This is a genomic window from Streptosporangium lutulentum (genome assembly GCF_030811455.1).
In the GTDB taxonomy this organism is placed as follows: Bacteria; Actinomycetota; Actinomycetes; order Streptosporangiales; family Streptosporangiaceae; genus Streptosporangium; species Streptosporangium lutulentum.
In genome coordinates this window covers 8,579,154-8,599,024 of the sequence record NZ_JAUSQU010000001.1, presented here as the reverse complement: position 1 = coordinate 8,599,024, position 19,871 = coordinate 8,579,154, and the positions used below count along the sequence as shown (strand labels likewise).

The 19,871-nt window shown below is 68.5% G+C and carries 19 protein-coding genes and 1 pseudogene; 11 read left to right on the top strand and 9 right to left on the bottom strand.

Annotation, left to right across the window (positions count from 1 at the left end; translation table 11 throughout):
- Nucleotides 1–37 precede the first annotated feature (37 nt).
- Nucleotides 38–1,195 (top strand): magnesium/cobalt transporter CorA, encoded by a 1,158-nt coding sequence (corA, locus tag J2853_RS38835; protein WP_307566163.1) that lies wholly within the window; start codon nt 38–40, stop codon nt 1,193–1,195.
- A 133-nt stretch (nt 1,196–1,328) separates the two neighbouring features.
- On the opposite strand, the gene J2853_RS38830 is transcribed toward corA, so the two are convergent.
- Entirely contained in the window at nt 1,329–1,808 is a 480-nt protein-coding gene (locus tag J2853_RS38830) for a hypothetical protein (RefSeq protein WP_307566162.1), read from the bottom strand.
- 187 nt (nt 1,809–1,995) lie between these two features.
- The gene (locus J2853_RS38825; RefSeq protein ID WP_307566161.1) at nt 1,996–2,856 is read right to left on the bottom strand and encodes an SDR family oxidoreductase; all 861 of its coding nucleotides are present in this window, start codon (nt 2,854–2,856) and stop codon (nt 1,996–1,998) included.
- A 140-nt stretch (nt 2,857–2,996) separates the two neighbouring features.
- On the opposite strand from J2853_RS38825, the gene J2853_RS38820 reads away from it, so the two are divergent.
- Both J2853_RS38820 and J2853_RS38815 read left to right on the top strand, forming a co-directional pair.
- Entirely contained in the window at nt 2,997–3,605 is a 609-nt protein-coding gene (locus J2853_RS38820) for a TetR/AcrR family transcriptional regulator (RefSeq protein WP_307566159.1), read from the top strand.
- Nucleotides 3,606–3,828: 223 nt separating this feature from the next.
- Nucleotides 3,829–4,479: a DUF6461 domain-containing protein gene (locus J2853_RS38815; protein WP_307566157.1), complete on the top strand. Its 651-nt coding sequence runs from the start codon at nt 3,829–3,831 to the stop codon at nt 4,477–4,479.
- Between the two features lie 295 nt (nt 4,480–4,774).
- Here J2853_RS38815 and J2853_RS38810 read toward each other — a convergent pair whose 3' ends face one another.
- Nucleotides 4,775–5,917, bottom strand: coding sequence for a hypothetical protein (locus J2853_RS38810; RefSeq protein ID WP_307566155.1), 1,143 nt, complete (start codon nt 5,915–5,917; stop codon nt 4,775–4,777).
- A 32-nt stretch (nt 5,918–5,949) separates the two neighbouring features.
- Nucleotides 5,950–6,501, bottom strand: a complete 552-nt coding sequence (locus J2853_RS38805; protein WP_307566154.1) for a DUF4365 domain-containing protein — start codon at nt 6,499–6,501, stop codon at nt 5,950–5,952.
- Nucleotides 6,502–7,132: 631 nt separating this feature from the next.
- Between J2853_RS38805 and J2853_RS38800 the strand changes: the two genes are divergently transcribed.
- The 3 genes from J2853_RS38800 (at nt 7,133) to J2853_RS38790 (ending at nt 10,164) form a co-directional block, all read left to right on the top strand.
- Nucleotides 7,133–8,110, top strand: a complete 978-nt coding sequence (locus J2853_RS38800; RefSeq protein WP_307566152.1) for a putative protein N(5)-glutamine methyltransferase — start codon at nt 7,133–7,135, stop codon at nt 8,108–8,110.
- A 170-nt stretch (nt 8,111–8,280) separates the two neighbouring features.
- A complete protein-coding gene (locus tag J2853_RS38795; protein ID WP_307566150.1) occupies nt 8,281–9,477 on the top strand; it encodes a cytochrome P450 in 1,197 nt (398 codons plus the stop codon).
- 18 nt (nt 9,478–9,495) lie between these two features.
- Nucleotides 9,496–10,164, top strand: a complete 669-nt coding sequence (locus J2853_RS38790) for a TetR/AcrR family transcriptional regulator (RefSeq protein ID WP_307566149.1) — start codon at nt 9,496–9,498, stop codon at nt 10,162–10,164.
- Nucleotides 10,165–10,423: 259 nt separating this feature from the next.
- Here the strand turns inward: J2853_RS38790 and J2853_RS38785 are convergent, their stop codons facing one another.
- Both J2853_RS38785 and J2853_RS38780 read right to left on the bottom strand, forming a co-directional pair.
- Complete coding sequence (locus tag J2853_RS38785) at nt 10,424–11,440, bottom strand: alcohol dehydrogenase catalytic domain-containing protein (RefSeq protein WP_307566146.1); 1,017 nt, start codon at nt 11,438–11,440, stop codon at nt 10,424–10,426.
- A 316-nt stretch (nt 11,441–11,756) separates the two neighbouring features.
- Nucleotides 11,757–12,680, bottom strand: a complete 924-nt coding sequence (locus J2853_RS38780; RefSeq protein ID WP_307566145.1) for an oxidoreductase — start codon at nt 12,678–12,680, stop codon at nt 11,757–11,759.
- 235 nt (nt 12,681–12,915) lie between these two features.
- Between J2853_RS38780 and J2853_RS38775 the strand changes: the two genes are divergently transcribed.
- A complete protein-coding gene (locus J2853_RS38775) occupies nt 12,916–13,779 on the top strand; it encodes an NAD-dependent protein deacetylase (protein WP_307566143.1) in 864 nt (287 codons plus the stop codon).
- A 218-nt stretch (nt 13,780–13,997) separates the two neighbouring features.
- On the opposite strand, the gene J2853_RS38770 is transcribed toward J2853_RS38775, so the two are convergent.
- Nucleotides 13,998–15,302 carry a M20/M25/M40 family metallo-hydrolase gene (locus tag J2853_RS38770; RefSeq protein WP_307566141.1) on the bottom strand — a complete coding sequence of 435 codons (1,305 nt, stop codon included), beginning with the start codon at nt 15,300–15,302 and terminating at the stop codon, nt 13,998–14,000.
- On the bottom strand, nt 15,299–16,291 hold the full coding sequence (locus J2853_RS38765) for an Lrp/AsnC family transcriptional regulator (protein WP_307566139.1): 993 nt from the start codon (nt 16,289–16,291) through the stop codon (nt 15,299–15,301). The genes J2853_RS38770 and J2853_RS38765 overlap by 4 nt, the downstream gene beginning before the upstream one ends.
- Before the next feature lie 154 nt (nt 16,292–16,445).
- Here J2853_RS38765 and J2853_RS38760 point away from each other — a divergent pair.
- From J2853_RS38760 to J2853_RS38750, 3 genes and pseudogenes are all read left to right on the top strand, one after another.
- Nucleotides 16,446–16,652, top strand: a pseudogene (locus tag J2853_RS38760) (transposase family protein); the annotation flags it as partial.
- Nucleotides 16,653–16,710: 58 nt separating this feature from the next.
- Entirely contained in the window at nt 16,711–16,911 is a 201-nt protein-coding gene (locus J2853_RS38755) for a transposase family protein (RefSeq protein WP_307568961.1), read from the top strand.
- A gap of 223 nt (nt 16,912–17,134) precedes the next feature.
- Nucleotides 17,135–18,220: an ISAs1 family transposase gene (locus J2853_RS38750; protein WP_307566138.1), complete on the top strand. Its 1,086-nt coding sequence runs from the start codon at nt 17,135–17,137 to the stop codon at nt 18,218–18,220.
- Here J2853_RS38750 and J2853_RS38745 read toward each other — a convergent pair.
- On the bottom strand, nt 18,196–19,383 hold the full coding sequence (locus J2853_RS38745) for an ISAs1 family transposase (RefSeq protein ID WP_307566136.1): 1,188 nt from the start codon (nt 19,381–19,383) through the stop codon (nt 18,196–18,198). The two genes, J2853_RS38750 and J2853_RS38745, sit on opposite strands and share 25 nt — an antisense overlap.
- A 144-nt stretch (nt 19,384–19,527) precedes the next feature.
- Here J2853_RS38745 and J2853_RS38740 point away from each other — a divergent pair, with 144 nt between their 5' ends.
- Nucleotides 19,528–19,794 (top strand): hypothetical protein, encoded by a 267-nt coding sequence (locus J2853_RS38740; RefSeq protein WP_307566134.1) that lies wholly within the window; start codon nt 19,528–19,530, stop codon nt 19,792–19,794.
- Nucleotides 19,795–19,871: the final 77 nt, after the last annotated feature.

Genomic DNA, 19,871 nt, shown 5'->3' with positions numbered 1-19,871 from the left:
GCAGACCGTCGGGAGCCGACCGATTCGGGGGCTCACCATGTCCGAGCTGCGTTCACGTGCCCTACGTTCTCTCAGGCGCGCCGCCCAGAACAACGACCAAGCCGTACAGGGACCCGAGGAGGCCCCCGAACGGTCGATGGATCCGCGGGCGACGACCGTCGACGTCCCCGTGGAGAACAGCATCATCGACTGCGCCGTCTACGTCGGCGGCCGGCGCGCCGAATCTCCGACCACGCTGGCCCACACCTACCACTGCCTGCGCGACAGGGCCGGCAGCGTCGCCTGGATCGGCCTGTACCGGCCGGCGGAGGCGCAACTGCTGTCGCTGGGCCGCGAGTTCGGGTTGCACGAGCTGGCCGTCGAGGACGCCATCGTCGCCCATCAGCGGCCCAAGCTGGAACGCTACGGCGACACGCTGTTCGTGGTGCTGCGCGCGGCCCGCTACCTCGACGAGAGCGAGGAGGTCGACTTCGGCGAGCTGCACGTGTTCGTCGGCCCGGACTTCGTGCTCACCGTCCGGCATGGCGAGGCTCCGAACCTGTCGCCGGTCCGCCGCCGGATGGAGGCGGACCCGCAGCTGCTGGCCCGGGGGCCCGAGGCCATCCTGTACGCCATCGTCGACGCGGTCGTGGACGGGTACGCGCCGGTGGTCGCGGGCCTGCAGAACGACATCGACGAGATCGAGACCGAGGTGTTCCGCGGCGATCCCAGCGCCTCGCGCCGGATCTACGAGCTGTCACGTGAGGTGATCGAGTTTCAGCGGGCCACGCGCCCCCTGATGGGCATGCTGGAATCGCTGTCCGCGGGGTTCGACAAGTACGGCATCGATGACGAGCTGCGCCGCTACCTGCGTGACGTGATCGACCATCTCACCACGGTGGTGGAGCGGGTGGACGGGTTCCGGCAGATGCTGCAGGACATCCTGACCGTGAACGCCACGCTGGTGAACCAGGCCCAGAACGAGGAGATGCGCCACCTCACCCGGGCCAGCTACACCCAGAACGAGGAGATCAAAAGGATCTCCTCGTGGGCGGCCATCCTGTTCGCGCCCACCCTGATCGGCACCGTCTACGGGATGAACTTCGCCTCCATGCCGGAGCTGCACTGGATCTTCGGCTACCCCCTCGCCCTGGCACTGATGGCCCTGACCTGCGTGAGCCTGTACGTGATCTTCAAGCGTCGCAACTGGCTCTGATCTCCCCGCTGCCGGCACGCCGAACCCGGCGCGCAAGCGGCCGGACGCCGGTCTGCGACTCCGGCGCGACCTGGCGACGGGACACCCGCGCTCGGTCGCCGTCAGGATCGCCGAAGCGCCGTGACCTCGTGGATCACCAGTCCTCCTCGTCGGGGGACATCGGCTTCAGGACGAGATCGTCCTCGTAGAAGCGGGTGTGGCAGCTGAAACAGGCCGGGCCTCCCCCGTGGCCGACCGCCCGTTCCCGCAGCCACCGAAGCAGCTGGGTCAGTGTGGTGAGGTCATCGCCGTGGACGACCTGGCGTGAGGACAGAGCCCACCCGGCGTCAGCCGGTTCCTCGCGACGCGCCAGCTCGGAGAAGAGCACTCCGCCGACCCTCGGATCGGCCGGACCGCGCGCCGCCAGCAGCGGATACCTGTCGACCTCCCACCGATCTTCGGGCAACGGTTCGCCATCGTCGTCGACGGTCACCAGGGGGAGGTCATCGGTCACGACGGTGAACGTCTCCGGCTCCGGGCCGAGCCCGAGATGCCAGCGAAGTTCTGAGATCTCAGCGTCCGAGAGATCGGCCCGAAGTTCGGCGGTTATGAGCACCTCATGCAGATCTGCCATGACGGAGCATGCTATCCAGGGGGCGAGCAGGCACGGCCGCGCCCCGGCCCGCCTCTTGTCTTCCTGGCCCGCCCGGACCGGGCGCGGCCCGCGTGCTCGCCGTGTACCGGTGGCCGGAGCCCGGCGGCGGTCCCGTCGCGAAGGCGCCTGTCACGGGTGAACGACTCTGAAGAAGGGCCGGAACCGGTCAGGCGGTGGTCCCAGGGGCGGGGACGGCGTGTTCGGCGGCGCGGCTGACCTGCTCCCAGCCCGCCCAGGTGTCCATCCGCCGGCGGGAGACGTCGAAGGCCAGGTCGTAGACCATGCTGCCGAGCAGCAGCCGCAGGGGCGGGTCCTCGCTGTCGACCAGCTTCAGCACCGCTTCGGCGGCCAGGCGCGGCTCGCTGTCGATCGAACCCTCGGCCCACATCTTCTCCATCTCGGCGCGCAGCGAAGCGTACGGTTCCGAAGGCGAGGTCGAGGTCATGCCGGTGTAGAGGTCGGTCCAGTAGCCGCCGGGCTGGACGATGGTGAGCTTGACGCCGAACGACGCGGCCTCCAGGGCCAGTGCCTCGCTCATGCCCTCCAGCGCGAACTTGCTCGCGCTGTACATCCCGGTGGTCGGGAAGCCGCCGAGGGCGGCGATGCTGGAGATCTGCACGATGTGACCCGAGCCCTGCGCGCGCAGGTGCGGCAGTACGGCCTGGCAGACCCACATCGCCCCGAAGAAGTTGACCTCCATCTGGGCGCGGGCCTCGGCCTCCGTGAACTCCTCGATCATGCCCGAGGACATGATTCCGGCGTTGTTGACCACGATGTCGAGCTTGCCGAAGTGCGCGACGGCGGTGTCCACGGCGGCGAACACCGCGTCGCGGTCAGTCACGTCCAGGGGAAGAACCAGCAGCCGGTCTCCGTACCGGTCGTCGAAGTCCTGGGAGGTGACGGTGCGGGCGGCGGCGACCACCCGATCGCCGCGCTCCAGCGCGGCCAGGGCGAACGCGCGGCCCAGACCGCGGCCGGCCCCGGTGATGAACCAGGTGCGGGAGGGGGTGGGAGACGGGGTTCGCATATGCGGGACTCCTTTTGTTCGTTCCGCCATCAAGTCGAGGCGATACGGTTCGTCTCGCTTCGTGGTGACGACCATATGCGACTCGCGTTCAACAAGTCAAGACGGTCCGTCTCGTCTAGGCGTTTGTTAGGTTTGGCCGCATGACGACACTCCGCAAGGCCTCCTCCAATGCGGCCCGCCGCAGCGAAGCCTCCCGGCAGGCCATCCTCACCGCAGCGTTCGATCTGGTCAACGAGGTCGGATACGCCAAGCTAAGCATTGAGGGCATCGCCGCGCGGGCCGGTGTCGGCAAGCAGACGATCTATCGCTGGTGGCCCTCCAAGGGGATGGTGCTCTTCGACGCCTTCCTCATGCTCGGTGAGGGATCGGACGGCGAGGCCGTCCTGCCCGACACCGGCGATCTGGAGGCCGACCTGAAGGCGGTTCTGCGCGCCACTGTGGCGGAGTTGAACGACCCGCGCTACGACGAGCCGATGCGTGCGCTCAACACCGAGATCATGCACGATCCGGCACTGGCCGCCGCCTACGCCGAACGGCTGGACGGGCCGATGAAGGAGCTCAAGAGGCAACGCCTGCGCGACGCCCAGCGAGCCGGGCAACTGGCCGACGACCTCGACCTCGACGTGGCCGTCGAGATGCTGTGGGGCCCGCTGCTCAACCGATGGCTGCAGCGCGGTGGACCGCTCACCTCCGAGTACGCCGACGCCGTCGTCGAGACCGCCCTCAACGGACTACGTCCGCGCCGGTGAGCGGCCTCCCCCCGTGACGGCCGCCGCCGGGATCAGGCCGCGCCCCGGCCGACGACGTCCGATTCCCCGGTGGTCTTCCCTGCCTGGATCGTTGAACCTTTTCCACCCTGACGGCACTGGTCACGATGGGCATGAAGAGCCCCGGTGAGAAGAGGGCCGCTCCTTCGGAATCGACAGTAATGACAATGCTCATCGTGTCGGTGGGCGCTGCGAGCATGACGGGATGATCGCGACCCCTGACGACCACTCCCGGTTCCCCTCCGAGCACCTCCCCGACCTGGGGGGTGCCTACTGCTTCACCTACGTCCGCGGCCTGACGCCTGAGAAACTGGTGACCCGGCTCGGCGTCCGGGTCGAAGACTGCTCTCACATGACGCTTGATGAGCTGACGAGTACCGCCTACTCCGGCTACGACGGGGAGAGCATGTTCTTCGGCGTCACGGCTGTAGGCGACTGGGTACTCATCGTCGAGGTCCTCGGCGGGCTCGGCGTCACCGAAGAGATCATCGTGCCGCTGTCGGCGGGCACCCGCCTCGTCTCCCAGTACTACCTCGACATCAAGGACATGGACTACTTCCACTGGCTCGAAGACGGAAAGACCCGATTCGATTACCTGAACCAGGACGGCTACTCCCACTGGATCAAAAACGGAAAGATCCAGCGTGAGTTCCCGCACCAGGACGGCTACTCGGAGGAGATGCCGGACGAACTCGCGGAGACCATGAAGCGGATCGACTCCGTCTACCCACCGCACACCTACCCCAACGAAGGGCCGGCGTTCCTCCTGACCGAGCGCCTCACCGGGATCACGATGACGCCGCAGCTGCTGGAGGAGTCCACCTACCTGTGCGGATCCGTTCTCAGATCGAGCTGAGCAGAACCCACCGGCCGCGACCCCCGCGAGTCGGCCGCGGCCGGTGGATCACTCCGCTGCAGGCTCCGCCGGCCCCACGGGGGCACCGTTCCCCGCGGGCCTGCCGCACCAGGCCAACCGGATGAGAAGTTTCATGGAACGGAGTCGTACCCGGGCGTCGGTGGAATCGTTCAACGACGTGATCAGCCGAGCGAACGAGGGTGCGGTGCATCCCTCACCCCTGAAGCTTTCGATACGGCACGTCGGTCGAGACCGAGGGCGCCGGAAGAGCCACCGACGAGCCACACCGGAAGTCTCAATCGTCTTCGATTCCGGGTAGCACCGAGAAAGAGGTCAGCCGATGAAGCGAACGACGCGTTCCACGAATGTCAAGATCGCCGGTAGCGGTGACCTGGAGACCGATTCCATGTGCACGCACCGCCATGCTGTAGTCAGACTCGTCCAGCTCGACGCGGAATCTCCTTGGATTGCCCGTATCGTCATCGACCCCTTGTATGACCACCTCGCCCTTTCCCAACTTTCCCTCTCGAAATAGGCGAACCACCAAACCGATGACCGTGACACCGGCCCTTGGCTGTCTCGTCCGCAAAAAGTCCGCGGCTTCGCCCAGGATTCTCTGCTGGCTGGGTGTGATCTTCAGGCGAGTCGGTTCGTGAGATCCCGAAGCGAGCGGAGACTGCGAAAAACGGATTTGATACACGTCATGATCCGGTCCGCCCAGAGAGCTCAATGCTTCCAGCTCGGTCGCGTTCGCGGCGCTTTGACCGGGCTGCCCGAAGGACGACAGAGGCTTGTCTCCTTCACCGACCTCCTGTGCGAGGCTTTGAGCCCTTTGAGCAGCGGAAAGCATCCTGCTCGTGACTTTACGACCAAAGGGCAGCGGACGAATCTCAAGTAAGGACTCTTGCCCGGCCGCCGGCGCCGTTGATGATTCCGTGTAAGCATCAACCAGAGGAAGAGCCAGGGAGAGAATGAAACTTCCGGGTTGCGTGGAAATTCGAGCTTGAGCAGCGTAGGATTCCGCTCGCTGCGGGCGCCGATGAGGAAGCACCAAGGAATTGGCATCCAGGGCCGCGGCCGACGCGACCACGTAATTCCGTAGCGCGGATACCGCGGCATGCGCCAGAAGCAAAGGGGCTTCTCCAGCCGGAGCATCCGGGTTCAGGCGTACGGATACGTTATCCGCACCGCCGAAACTCATATCGACGGCGATCTCCCGTGGAAGGCGCTGCTCCATGTAAGCCAGTGTCCTCAACGCTTCGTTCATACGCTCGGCGTAATCGCGAACCTCTTGGCTGACCGGAAGGACGACCCGCATGTTTGTTTCCACATCGGAAAACCGGGGCCGCCACAACGTGGTCCGGCCGTCGTCGTCATCGAGGACCCAACCAGCACCTTGCAGATAATCGACGAAGGCCGCCAGTCCGGGAATCGTCATGGCCCCCTCCCCTGGATTATTGCTCGAACCGCTCACGATAGCCCCCACGCGTCAACGTCCGGTACGGGGGTGGACCTGCGAACTCCATAGGTTCTCAGCATCAGGCGAAGCCCGGGAGAATCCAAGGTGTTGGCACCTGGAAGACGTACGACCTGAGTCTTGGCGTTGCCGGACGCGGGGAGCCCTTCCAGCGAAACCCACGCTCCGCGTCCGACAAGAAGCGTTCCATCGGCGTGAAGGCGCACGTTCTCACCGTCTTTCGACACACCGATGACGGCAAGTATCCGTCTGATCGAATGATCATCCCGCCTCAACACATCGTAGGTCTCGATGTCCACGTCATAGCTGTAGTCACCATTGGCCTGCCGACGAAGATCCACCGTAGTTTTGACCTGAATGAGGACAGCTGGGTTGTACGTACCGTTTTCAATGCCTCGGGAAAAAAGCTGCACGTCCGCCTTCTGCAGGTCCAGAGTGGCGGGCCGTCCGTGTAGCAGACCGCAACCCGCGGCCACCACCTCAAGCCACGCCTCTCCGAAATCCCCCTGCAAAGTGTTCTGCTCCTGCTCGCGCGCAGAGACCATCTTGCCTCAATCGTTTCAGCCAACCAGGAAAGTTGCCTGGTCGAGGATATAGGCGAGCCGCTCATTGTTGCCGGAAATCAATATCTTGTCCATAAAATCCCGCAACATTCCCTTTTGGATGGACAGTTGTGATCGATACTGGAATCGAGCTTCCTGTCAGTGGAAACCGCGGCGCGGGATCCCATCCATTACGGGGCTTCTCAGCTGCGCGAATGGGTCACGGCGTCCTATGCGGAGATGAGTTCCACGGCGGCTCCAGAAATCCGTGCCCCCGCCGTGGGCGGCGGACCCACGGCCTCCGCGCCTGTGGTCGTTGCGATCCCGGTCTGTGCCGGCTCCTGTACGCGTGGTCGTCACGTTCGGGAGATCCTCGACCGCGGCGCCGGCTCGGTCGAGGCCCGAGTGCGGGGGTGAGCCGGAGTCCTGGCGGTGGAGGAGGTCTTCGTCGCCTCACCCTCATTGGCGGGCCGGAATTCGGCTCATGTAATGTGGCGAGCTCCAGCAGTGAACGGATTGAGGAGGTGGGACCCATTACCGCTGTATCAGGTCGGGTGCTCCCATCTCACGGCCGTGCGGTCCAACCGACATAGGTGACCGAGGGAGCGCCCACAGGCATCTCGAAAGGCTCCCCATGTCGGCTTCCCCGTCACCTCTCTCCCGACCCCTCGCCTCCCCCGCGCCTCTCACGCGATCCGTCATCGTCACCACGCTCCGAGCCGCCGGCTGCGTCTTCGCCGAGGACGAGGCGGAGCTGCTCATCTCCACGGCGCCGACCCCTGCCGACCTCGCCGCCATGGTGGACCGGCGAGTGGCCGGGCTGCCCCTCGAACACGTCCTGGGCTGGGCGGAGTTCTGCGGCCTGCGGATAGCCGTGAACCCCGGGGTCTTCGTGCCCCGCCGGCGCACCGAGTTCCTCGCCCGCCAGGCCACCGCCATCGCCCGCCAGACCGTCGCCGCCCACCAGGCCATCGGCCTCGCCCGCCAGACCGCCGGTCAGACCGCCGGCCCCACCGACCGGGCCGCCGACTCCGCACACCTGGCCGCCGACCCGGCTCCCGTCCCGCCGCGCACGGTCGTCGTCGACCTGTGCTGCGGCTCGGGCGCGGTGGGCGCCGCACTGGTCGCGGCCCTGGACCGGGTCGAGTTGCACGCCGTCGACATCGATCCCGCCGAGGTGCGGTGCGCCCGCCGCAACGTCGCCGCCGCCGGTGGCCAGGTGTACGAAGGCGACCTCTACGAGCCGCTGCCCGACACGCTGCGGGGCCGCGTCGACGTCCTGGTCGCCAGCGCGCCCTACGTACCCACCGAGGCGATCGGCCTGCTCCCCGCGGAAGCCCGCGTGTACGAGCCGTGGGTGGCGCTCGACGGTGGCGCGGACGGGCTCGACATCGTGCGGCGGGTGATCGCCGATGCGCCACAGTGGCTGGCCCCGGGTGGTCACCTGCTGGTCGAGACGAGTGAGCGCCAGGCCCCGCAGACCGTCGAGACCTTCACCCGCAACGGGCTGATCGCGCGGGTGGCCGGTTCCGACGAACTGGAGGCCACCGTCGTCATCGGAACGCTGGACGCCACCGTCGTCATCGGCACCAGGCCCGCCCTTCCCGATTAGCCTCGCAGGAAGCCCGCGTCCCTGCCGGAGGGGATCCGCACGCCAGGACGCGCGGGTCCCGGCCGATCGTTCGGGCGCTCATTCCGTCGCCGGGATCCCTTGCGCGTAAGCGATAGGTTGTTATCGTTTTTGTCAGATCGGTCAGGGCGGTGAGTCATCCGGGAGGTTGTATGAGCGAGTCTTCGGCACTACCGCTGTACATGCGGCGGGCGGAGTTCGGTCCCGATCCGGAGCTGGAGGCACTGCGAGACGGGGAGGGCGTCAGACGTGTCAGCACGCCGCTGGGCATCGACGCCTGGCTGGTGACCCGCCACGAGGACGTGCGCACGGTGATGGGCGACGCCGAGCGGTTCAGCACCGCCTGGAAGGGCGGCATCCGCCTGCCCGGCGCCCTGGAGATGAGCGAGAAGGAGCGCGCCGAACTGCGAGCGGGCAACCTGCTCGCCTTCGACCCTCCCGAGCACACCCGTCTGCGCCGGATGCTGACGCCGGAGTTCACCATCCGCCGGATGCGCCGGCTGGAGCCGCGGATCGTCGGCATCGTCGAGGAACACCTGGACGCGATGGAACGCGCCGGGTCCCCGGCCGACCTGGTGTCGTCGTTCGCGCTGCCGGTCCCGTCGCTGGTGATCTGCGAGCTGCTGGGCGTGCCGTACGCCGACCGGGAGGGCTTCCAGCGCCGGACCAGCCGGCTGCTCGACGTGTCGGCGCCCCCGGAGGAGCGCATGGCGATGCAGAGGGAGTCGCGCGCCTACATGGCCGAGCTGGTCGCCCGCGCCCAGGCCGACCCGGGCGAGGAACTGCTCGGCATGCTGGTACGCGAGCACGGCGACGACCTGACGGCGGACGAGCTCGTCGGCATCGGCAGCCTGCTGCTGCTGGCCGGTCACGAGACCACCGCCAACATGCTCGGGCTGGGCACGCTGGCCCTGCTGCGCCATCCCGACCAGCTGGAACTGCTCCGGAAGGAGCCCGAGCGCATCGACGCCACGGTCGAGGAGTTGCTGCGCTGGCTCAGCATCGTCCACTCCGGCACCTCCAAGGTGACCACCACGGAGGTCGAGCTCTCCGGCCACACCATCGGGCCCGGAGAGATGGTGATGTGCGCCCTGCCCACCGCCAACCGCGACCCCTCGTTCATGCCCGACCCGGAGGCGCTGGACATCACCCGGGGCGCGGCCGGCCACGTGGCCTTCGGTCACGGCGTGCACCACTGCCTGGGCGCCCCGCTGGCGCGGATGGAGATGCGCATCGCCTTCCCGGCGCTGCTGCAGCGCTTCCCGGAGCTGCGCGTGGCCGAGCCCGACGCGCACTTCCGCTCCTTCCACGCCATCTACGGCCTGGCGTCCCTGCAGGTCGCGTGGTGACCGTCCCGGGATGACCGTATGCGAACCACCGGCGTTCGTCGGGTGCCGGAGCACCGGCCCCGAGCCGATGCCCTGCGCAACTCCGACAGGATCGTCCGGGCGGCGATCACGGCGCTGCGGGAGTCCGGCGTGGCCGTCCCCCTGGAGGAGATCGCCCGTCGGGCGGGCGTCGGGATCGCCACCGTCTACCGGCGGTTCGGCGATCGCGACGGTGTGATCCGGGCCTGTTTCGAGACGTACTTCACCGAGGAGGTGGAGCCTCTCGCGCTGGCCGCCCGCGAGGCCGCCGACCCCCGCCAGGGGCTCGCCGAGGCGCTGGACGCCGTCATCGGCACGCTGGCCGCCCATCGGTCCCTTCTCACCGCCGCGCGGGAGGCCGGCGCGTTCACGGTCGCCGTCGCCGAACGGTTCGCGGAGCCGTTCGGCGAGGTGCTGGACGACGCCCGGCGGCGAGGGCTGGTCCGTGCCGATCTGCTGGTCCGCGACCTGGCGGCGATCGTGGTGATGGTGCTGGCGACCGTCCACCGGGCAGACCTCGACGGCGCCGACCAGCGGCGCTACCTGGCACTTCTCCTGGACGGCATCCGTCCGTCGGCCGAGCCGCTCCCCGCTCCCTCGGCCACCCGCCTCTTCCGCGAGGACGACGGCCGTCCCGCTCCCGGCGCCGGAGAGGGCGCCCGCGGGTGAGAGGCGGGCCGCGTGGCTCCGGAGCCCTCCAGCTTCCGAGCCACGCGGCCCCCTTCCGGCCGTACCTCCCATCGCGCCGTGCGGTGAGACGACCAGCGGCGAGCTACCGGAACCCTGTCGCCCCGGCATCAGGAGATACGTGCCGGCCGCCCGGTCGGATTGGTCCGGCGGGAAAAAAGATGCGGCGAACCCGTCGGGCCGGACTCGGGCGGATGAGCGGGAGCCCGCGAACTCCCCCGCCGGCTCACGCACCCCCGGCTCAGGACGTCAGGTCCAGGACGACGCGGAACCGGGCCTGACCGGACATCATGTGGTCGTACGCCTTCGGCGCGTCGGTCAGCGGCATGGTCTCGATCATCGCGCGAACGCCGTGACGCTCGCTGAACGCGAGGCCGTCCTCGTTCTCGATCGACGTGCCGACGAAGCTCCCCCTGATCGTGCGGTTCTGGACGGCGAGGTCCACGGTGCTGACCGAGAAGGGGTCCATGGAGATTCCGACGACCACCATGCCGCCGCCGGGTTCGAGGCCGGCGACCAGCGGTGACATCGAGGCGCCGTTGGCGGCCGTCGCTATGATCGCGGCGGCGCCGCCGAGTTTCTGCAAAGCGGCGCCGGGGTCCTCACTGGAGCTGTCGATGTAGTGGTCCGCCCCCAGCCGCCGCGCCAGGTCGGCCTTGTCGGTCCCGCGGGCGATGGCGGCGACGCGATAGCCGAGCTTGCCGGCGTACTGCAGGCCGAGATGGCCGAGACCGCCGATTCCCTGGACGGCCACCAGGGCTCCCGGGCGGCTGTCTATTTGCTGCAGCGCCTTGAACACCGTGATGCCGGCGCACAGGAGCGGCGCCGCCTCGACGGGGTTCATGCCCGCCGGGATGCGGACGAGCCCGCTGGCCCTGGCGAAGGTGACCTCCGCGTATCCACCGTCCACGGTGGTCCCCATCTGGGGCTGGTCGGTACAACCGGTGAAATCGCCCCGCCGGCAGCGTTCGCACTGACCGCAGTGGCCGCCGAGATAGCCGACGCCCACGCGTTCCCCCACCTGCCAGCCCGTCACACCGTCGCCGACCGCGTCGATGACGCCGACGATCTCGTGGCCCGGGACGACGGACTGGGACGGGTCGGCCCGAAGTCCCTCGACGGCGAGGGCGTCGGAATGGCAGACTCCGCAGCTCTCGACGTTGATCCGCACGTGCCCCGCGCGTGGCTGCTGGAGTTCGCGGGTCACGAGCTTGAACTTTCGCGATCCGGTTACCTCGACGGCGCGATAGGTGGACATCGTTTTCCTCACAGGGGTTCGGATTCTCGCCATCGATCACGATGGGCGGCGAAGGGCGTTCGTCGACGACGGGGGAAGGGTCCGGCGTGATCCGCTCTCCGGACGGCTCGGCGATGTCCCGCACGCCGCATCGTCGAAGCCGACCACGGGATCTCGACCACGTCTTCGAGAAGCCGCTGCGTGGCACCGGTCCGTGCCATGACTCCAATATGACCGGTCGTCTTGAAGTTGTCAAAAACGCTTCGCCGGCCGGAGCCTTGCCCTCCCACGCCGGCACGGCTCCGGAAGCCCGGAGACCCGGGAATCCGGGAACCGCTCAGTCGCCGGCGAGATCGAAGCGGACGCCGGTGAGCCGTTCGGACAGGTCCCAGAGCCGCCTGGCGACCTCGACGTCCTGGCCCGCCTCGCTGGGCCGTACGAGCGTCGGGTGGCCCTTGGACTCGCCGCGCCCGTCCGGGCCGATGAACTGGCCGGTGGCGGCGTTCGGATCCGTGGCGGCGTACAGCTGGTTCAGCGCCCCCATCCGGACGTCCTGCGCGACGAGCCTGTTACTGATCTTCATCAGGAGGTTGAGCAGGCCGGTCGGCCCGCTGGACTGGAGGTTCGTGGCCGAGTAGCCCGGGTGGGCGAGGATGCTCTTCACCGGGATCCCGGCGGCGCGCACCCGCCGGTCCAGCTCCAGGGCGAAAAGGACGTTGGCGAGTTTCGACTGGGCGTACGCCCCCGACGGCGAGTACTTCCGCTCGCCGTTGATGTCGTCGAAGTCGATGACCCCGCGCCGGTGCAGGCCCGAACTGACGGTGACGACCCGCGCGTCGCGAGCGGCTCTCAGCGTGCCGAGCAGCAGTCCGGTGAGGGCGAAATGCCCCAGGTGGTTGGTCGCGAACTGCAGCTCGAAGCCCTGTTTGGTCGAGGTCCGCGGGCACATCATCACCCCGGCGTTGTTGACCAGCACATCCACCGGTGTGCCGTCGGCGATGACCGCCTCGGCGAAGGAACGCACCGAGTCGAGGTCGGAGAGGTCGAGGGGCCGTAGCTCGAGAGCGCCCTTGGGCTGCTCGGCGCTCAGCTCGTCCAGCGCCTTCCGCCCCCTGCCCGGGTCACGCACCGCCATGATCACTTTCGCGCCGCGGCGGACGAGCTCCCGGGTGGTCTCCAACCCCAGGCCGCTGTTGGCTCCGGTCACGACAAAAGTCCTGCCGGCCTGGTCGGGAATGTTGTCCGCTGTCCAGCGCTCCACGATGATTCCTCGGGTTTTGGCAGTCGGAATCCGGTTTCTTCCAGGACAAGATATCGATCTCGCCGACTCTCGTCTGCCCTCCGGACGACCCCTTCTGTCTCCCCCTCACGATGACCGGCACCGGCCGAGGCTCTCACGACGATGGATACCGAGGAGAACGGCGAAGCCCCCGCGATCATGGACGCCGAGGAGGGGCGGCGGAGCCCGGCCGCCTGAAGTGAGGCAGCATGGAGGGGTGAGCGAGGGTACGAACATGCTGGCGCGGCTGTTGACCGAAGGCGATGTCGTGGTCCTGAGCGGGGCCGGGATCTCGACGGAGTCGGGGATCCCGGACTACCGGGGACCGAGCGGGGCCTTGACCAAGCACAGCCCCATGACCTACCAGACCTTCACCGGCGACCCGGCGGCCAGGCGGCGTTACTGGGCCCGGAGTTACGTCGGGTGGCGGACGATGACCCGGGCGGCGCCGAACAGCGGCCACCACGCGATCGCGCAGCTCCAGCGGCGGGACCTGGTGACCGGCATCGTGACGCAGAACGTCGACGGCCTGCACCAGGCGGGCGGCGCCCGATCGGTCGTCGAACTGCACGGCAGCCTGCATCAGGTGGTCTGCCTGGACTGCGGCGACCTGAGCTCGCGCGAGGAGCTGGACCGGCGCCTGACCCTGGCGAATCCGTGGTTCGGCGCCCTCGCCACCGTGGTCAACCCCGACGGCGACGCCGAGCTGGGAGACGAGGAGGTCGACGGGTTCCAGGTGGTCGGATGCCTGGCCTGCGGCGGGGGGACGCTGAAGCCCGACGTCGTCTTCTTCGGGGAGACCGTCCCCGCGGAGCGGGTGCGCGAGTGCTTCGCCCTCGTGGAGGGAGCACGCCTGCTCCTGGTCCTCGGGTCGTCGTTGACGGTGATGTCGGGCCGCCGGTTCGTGCTGCGCGCCACGAAACTCGGCATTCCCGTGGTGATCGTCAATCAGGGCCCGACCCGGGGCGACGACCACGCGACGCTCGCCATCGACGCCCCGCTGGGCACGGTCCTTCCGGAGCTGGTCCGCCTCGTCGACGCGCGGACCGCGACCACGGGTTCGCCCCGGCCGGGGCCGTGACCCTCCTTCTCGGTCCGTCCCGGACGAGGCCACGGTCCGTGGTGTCCCGGACGAGGCCTCGGCGGGTCTCACCGGCCGGGCGGCACTCCGGCGGGCGGTGGCCGGCCCACCCGCGCACGTCCCGGTGATTCGCCACGGGCCGGTCACCGCCACCGGCCCGTCGCACGTCTCAGTGGTTCATCACGGGCCGGTCACCACCGCCACCGGCCCGGCGCGTCTCAGTAGGTCATCAGCAGCCGGTCGAGGACCCGGGTGCCGAACTGCAGCGCGTCCACGGGAACCCGCTCGTCCACCCCGTGGAACATCCCGGCGAAGTCCATGTCGGCGGGCAGCCGCAGCGGGACGAACCCGAACCCCCTGATGTCCAGATCGGCGAAGAACGTCTTGTTGTCGGTGCCGCCCGACAGGCAGTACGGCACCGCGCGGGCGCTCGGGTCTTCCGCCTTCAGCGCCGCGATCATCGACTCGACCAGGTCGCCGTCGAACGTCGTCTCCAGCGCGATGTCGTGGACGAGTTGCTCGCGGCGGACGTTCGGCCCGATCAGCTCGTCGACCGTGGCCATGAAGTCCTCCTCCAGGCCGGGCAGGAACCGGCCGTCCACCACGGCGCTGGCCTGGCCGGGGATCACGTTCGCCTTGTACCCCGCGGAGAGCATGCTCGGGTTGGCCGTGTGGTGCAGGGTCGCTCCGACGAACTTGGCCAGCGGGCCGATGGCGTCGATGACCGGCGCCGGGTTCTCCGGGTCGAAGGGCAGCCCGAAGGCGTCGGCCACCTCGGACAGGAACCGGCGCACGGTCGGCGTCAGCCTGAGCGGCCACTCGTGCGAGCCGATCCTGGCCACCGCCTTGGCGACCTCGGTGACCGCGTTGTCCGCGTTGAGCATGGAGCCGTGACCGGCGGTGCCGTCGGCGACCAGGCGCATCCAGGCCAGGCCCTTCTGCGCGGTCTCGATCAGGTAGAGCCGCAGCGAGGGATCGACCTCCAGGGAGTAGCCGCCGACCTCGCTGATGGCGTTGCCGACCCCGTCGAACAGCTCGGGGTGCTTGGAGGTGAGGTACTTGGCGCCGTACTCGCCGCCCGCCTCCTCATCGGCCAGCCAGGCGAAGACGATGTCGCGCCTGGGCTTGCGGCCCTCGGTCTTCATCTGCCGCAGGACCGCCAGCATCATGGCGTCCATGTCCTTCATGTCGACCGCGCCCCGGCCCCAGATGTAGCCGTCCCGGATCTCCCCGGAGAACGGGTCGACGCTCCAGTCGGCGGCGTCGGCGGGCACGACGTCCAGGTGACCGTGGACCAGCAGCGCGGGCAGCCCGGGGTCGGAGCCCTCGATCCTGGTCACGACGTTGCCCCGGGTCGGCGCGCTCTCCACGTAGGTCGCCTCCACGCCGACCTCCGCGAGCCTGGCCATGACGACCTCGGCCGCGACGCGCTCGCCGGGGCCGCTGCCGTCCCCGTAGTTGCTGGTGTCGACGCGAATGAGCTCGCTGCAGAGCTCGGCTATCTCGATCTCGGCGGGGGTCATTGGTACTCCAGGGTGAGCAGGCCCGACTTGCGCAGGTGACCACGCTTGTAGGCACGGGTGATGAGGGTGACGTTGACGTCGGTGACGTCGTCGAGCGGGCCGAGAACCGTGGTGAGGAAACGGTAGAGCTCCGTCTCGTGGGCCACGGCGACCTGAACGATCATGGTGTGGGCGCCCGAGGTGGCCGCGCAGTAGCGCACGCTCGGATGCGCGGCGAGCGTCCTGCCCACCTTGTCCAGGCCGTGGGCGCGGACCGAGAGCCAGAGCTGGGCCTCCACCTCCAGGCCGAGCAGCATGGGCTCCACCTCGGCGCGCAGGTGCACGACCCCGCGGTCGAGGAGCGCCGTGACCCGGCGGCGGGCGGTCGGCACGGACATGTCCAGCCGTTCGGCGATCGCGGTGAACCCGATGCGGCCGTCGGCGGTCAGCAGCGCGGCGACGTCCCGCTCGGCCTCGGTCAGCTCGATCCGTTCCCCGGGCGGACCGGCCGGCGGCGGAGCCGCGGCCCTCAGCAGCGCGACCTGCTCCTCCGTGAGGTACGGCGCGTGCCACTCGGCCACCGTCTGGAAGGCGTACAGCACGACCTGGGTCTGGGTCTGGATGATGCCCGGCGTGGCGGGGATCTGCGCGGTCAGGATGTCGTGCATGAGCTCCCTGGAGGGGGCCACCAGCTCGCAGCCGACGTCGGCGGTCCCCGTCAGCGCGTAGACGGAGCGGGTGTCGGCCCGCAGGGAGAGGGCCTCAGCGACCCGCTCGACCGTGACGGGCCGGACCTGGACGTGCAGGTGAACCGGCGTGCCGAGCCCGCAGCGCAACTCGTCGAGGATGGCGGTGACCCGTACGGTGCCGGTGGACAGGAGTCGCTGGAGGCGACGGGCCACGGTCCGCTCGTGCTCGCCGACGGCGGTACCGATCTCACCCCAGGTCGCGCGGGGGCTGACCTGGAGGGCGGCGACCAGACGGCGGTCGAGAACATCCAAAGTGGTCACGTTGACTCGTCTTCGTGTCGCAAACATAAAGAGATACGGAGCTGTTTGACTAGTTCTATCACCGAGTTGCGCGGTGAGCCACTGAGACCTCATCGATCGGATCCACCATGAGGAGTCCCCGTGGCCGCTGATCAACGCGGCGAGCCGGGCGTGGGTGGCCCGGCCCACCGGCAGGCTGGATCGTCGACAGGCCCACCAGCGCGCCGGCGATCTGCAGGCGCTGTCGGCACCAGGCGGGCTGCCCTTGTGGATCACCGAGGTCGAGCCTGGCTCCGTCCATGACCTGTCCGCTGCCCTGACGCACGTTTGGTCGCGTTGTACGCCGCTGCCGCGCGGCCTGCCCACCCTTGCCGATAACGGCTACGACGGCGCCGAAGTCGGCGTCCACACGCCGATCAGACAACCCCGCCGACAACCAGATGCTCAGCCCCGGCAATCGCACCTACAACCGGCTCCCGCGCGCCCTGCGCTGTCTCGGCGAGCGCGGATTCGCCCTGCTCAAAAGCCGCTGGCGGACCCTCCAGCACATCACCATCAGCCCCAGAAAAATCAGCGACCTCGCCCGCGCAGCGCTTGTCCTCACCCACTTCGAGCACAACCACCTACCGGGGATTCACTGAGATCACGTCGGTGTGATGGCGATACGGTGCGAGGTGCCATGCACAGGGCCCCGGCACATCGAGAATTCGTCCGGGTTTGATTTCTTTGGCATAGCCGGGCGTGAGGCGCGGGCCAGGAACGGCGGTACGGGCTGGGTAATGGCTGGCTCAGTTCGCGCATGAGGAAGGGCACGGTCCCTGAAGATCAGCGGTGTCTTACGCCGTGCGATCCTCGGAGGAAACCGTGCCCGTCGCCCCATCATCACTGATCCATACGCCCGGAGAGGGCGAGATTGCCAAGGACACGCGATCGCGGGTCAGGCATCGGCCTGGACTTCTGGCCAGATTCTCCTCGATCGAGGACAACCGGTGCGCGAGCAAGGTCCGGCACACTCTGGAGGCGATCTTGGGGGTGATGGCCTTCGGCTCGGCCACGGTCGGCGGTAACTCGATCACCGCGATCAGTCACTGGGCCCATGAGGCACCCCAGGACGTGCTCGCCGCCTTGGGCTGCTGGCGTGATCCGCTCACCGGCCGGTGTCTGCCGCCCAGCGAACGGACCCTGCGTCGGGTCCTGGCCGACGTCGACGGCAACGAGGTGGACCGGCACGCCGCCGCCTACCTGGCCGAATCGCCCGATGATCGGGAAGGACAACCTGCCGGCGACCCGCCCGGCTCACCAATGCCGCGCGAGCGCGAGGCCCGCCGTGCCGCCCGGCGGCAACGGCGACAGCTCATGCCCGAGGGGCTGTTGCCGTCAGCGGCGTTCGATGGCAAGGTACTGCGCGGTGCGCGGCTGCCCGGCGGGGGGCAGGTCCGCCTGCTATCGCTGTTCGACACCACCGGCGGCACCGTCGTGGCGCAGCGGCAGATCGGGGCCAAGAGCACCGAAGTGCCTGAACTGGCGCCGCTGCTGACCGGACTCGACCTGGCCGGGATGGTCTTGACCGGCGACGCACTGCACACCGTCCGCGAAAGCGCCCGGCATCTGACCGGCGACCACCGCGCCCACTACGTCTTGCTTCTCAAGGACAATCAGCCCACCCTGCTGGCCGCGGCGATCAGGGCACTGAGCGGGACCGACACCGATTTCGCCACGCGTACTCACACGATGACCGATCGCGGCCATGGCCGGACCGAGACCCGCACGATCCGGACCGCGCCCGCTGTCGATGTCGGCTTCCCCGGCGCCGCCCAACTCTTTCGGATCCTGCGTTATCGCGGTGGCCTGGATGGGGTCCGTATCAGCAAGGAGGTCGTGTTCGGGCTCACCAGCCTGCCCGCCGACCCAGGGCCGAAGCGTTCTCATGTTGTGAGACCGAGTAGCTGAAGACCGTCCGTGGGGTGGCTGCGGTAGTGATCGGTGGCGGCGGCGATGTTGGTCCAGCCGATCAAGCGGGCCAGGCCGATGGCCAGGTTACGCAGGCTCGCCATGACCCGTGGGGCGGTGCCGGTCCGAACGCGTGAGGCGTCTTCGCGGTAGGTGACGTCGCGGATGTGGTGCAGGGCCTCGATACTCCAGTGGCCGCGGATCAGTGTGGCGAGGTGGGCGTGGGTGACGCGGCCGGGCGGCAGGCTGGTGATCGCGTAGATCGTGACGATGGTGGTTTTGCCGGTGCGGCGGTCGGTGCGGCGGCGTTTGACCTGGATGGCCTGGGCGGCGTGGGGGAAGGGCAGGCCGGGCCGGACGGTGCAGATCTTCATGCGGCGGATCTCGCGGCGGCCGTGGCCGCGGGTATCGGTGCGGTCGTTGAGCAGGGCGTGGCGCCAGGGCAGAGCCTTGAGCCGGCGGTGCAAGGTGGGCTGGTTGCCTTTGACGATGAATAGGTAATGGCCGCCGGAGTCGATGATCTGGCGGGCATGGGCGTGCTGGGTATGCAGGGCGTCGGCGGTGACTACCACGTCGGACAGGTCCAGGCCGGACAGCAGGGGCGCAACTGCAGGGATCTCGTTGCTCTTGGCGGTGACCTGGCGTTGGGCGACGACGGTCTGGGTGTCGTGGCGCAAGGCGGCCAGCAGGTGCACCGTGCCGTTGGCGGTGCGACTGCCGCGTAGGGTCTTGCCGTCGATGGCCAGGCCGGTCAGCGGTGGTCGGCTTTCGGGGTGGTCGGTGGCGGGCGGGCCGCCGGCGGCGAGGGTGGCCAGGTAGGTGCCGGTCGCGGTGTCGAAGGCGTCGCCGTCCAGGCGGGCGAGTAGTCGCCGCAGGGTGCTGGCGGCCAGGCGAACGGTGCCGGGGAGCCCGGCACGAGACAGGATGTCCGGGTCGTATCCGTGGATGGATCTGTTGATCGCCGCTATGGAGGTGGCTCCGCTGAGTACGGCGAGCAGGGTTAGGGCCAGCAGTGGGCCGAGTCGGTAGCGACGTCCGCGGTGGCTGCGTGGGTCGGGCAGGGTGCCCAGTACCTCGGCCAGCGCGGGCAGATCGGTCGATGGGTCGAAAGCGGGGACGTGCTCCAAGTGGCGGGCGAGCACGTTGATCGGGAATGATGGCACGCGAACGCGGCCCCTGTTCTTGATCGACTGGCTAGACACCGACGATCATCAGGGGTCGCGTTTGTCATCTCCGCATCGGGGTGGCCTCTACTGCCAGCCCGCTGCAGGGCTGCGACCGTCTCAGCAGCCGAGAACGCCTCAGCCTTGCCCGCCGACCTGGCCGGACCCGAGCACCTCAATCATTACGTCCGATCGCATTGGGGCGTAGAAAATCGCGAGCATTACGTCCGTGATGTCACCTTTGGCGAAGACGCCGGCCAGGTCCGCACCGGACAGCTCCCGCACGTCATGGCCGCGATCCGCAACCTGGTCATCGGCGCATTCCGGCAACAAGGCCACAGCAATATCGCACACGCCCGCCGCCACTACGGCTACGCCCCACACCGCCTCTTGACCCTGTTCTCCCTATGAACAACCAACCCTCAACGCATCAAATCCTCGATACGCCGGGGCCCTGGTGCCATGCAGGGTACGGTGCCCACTCATAG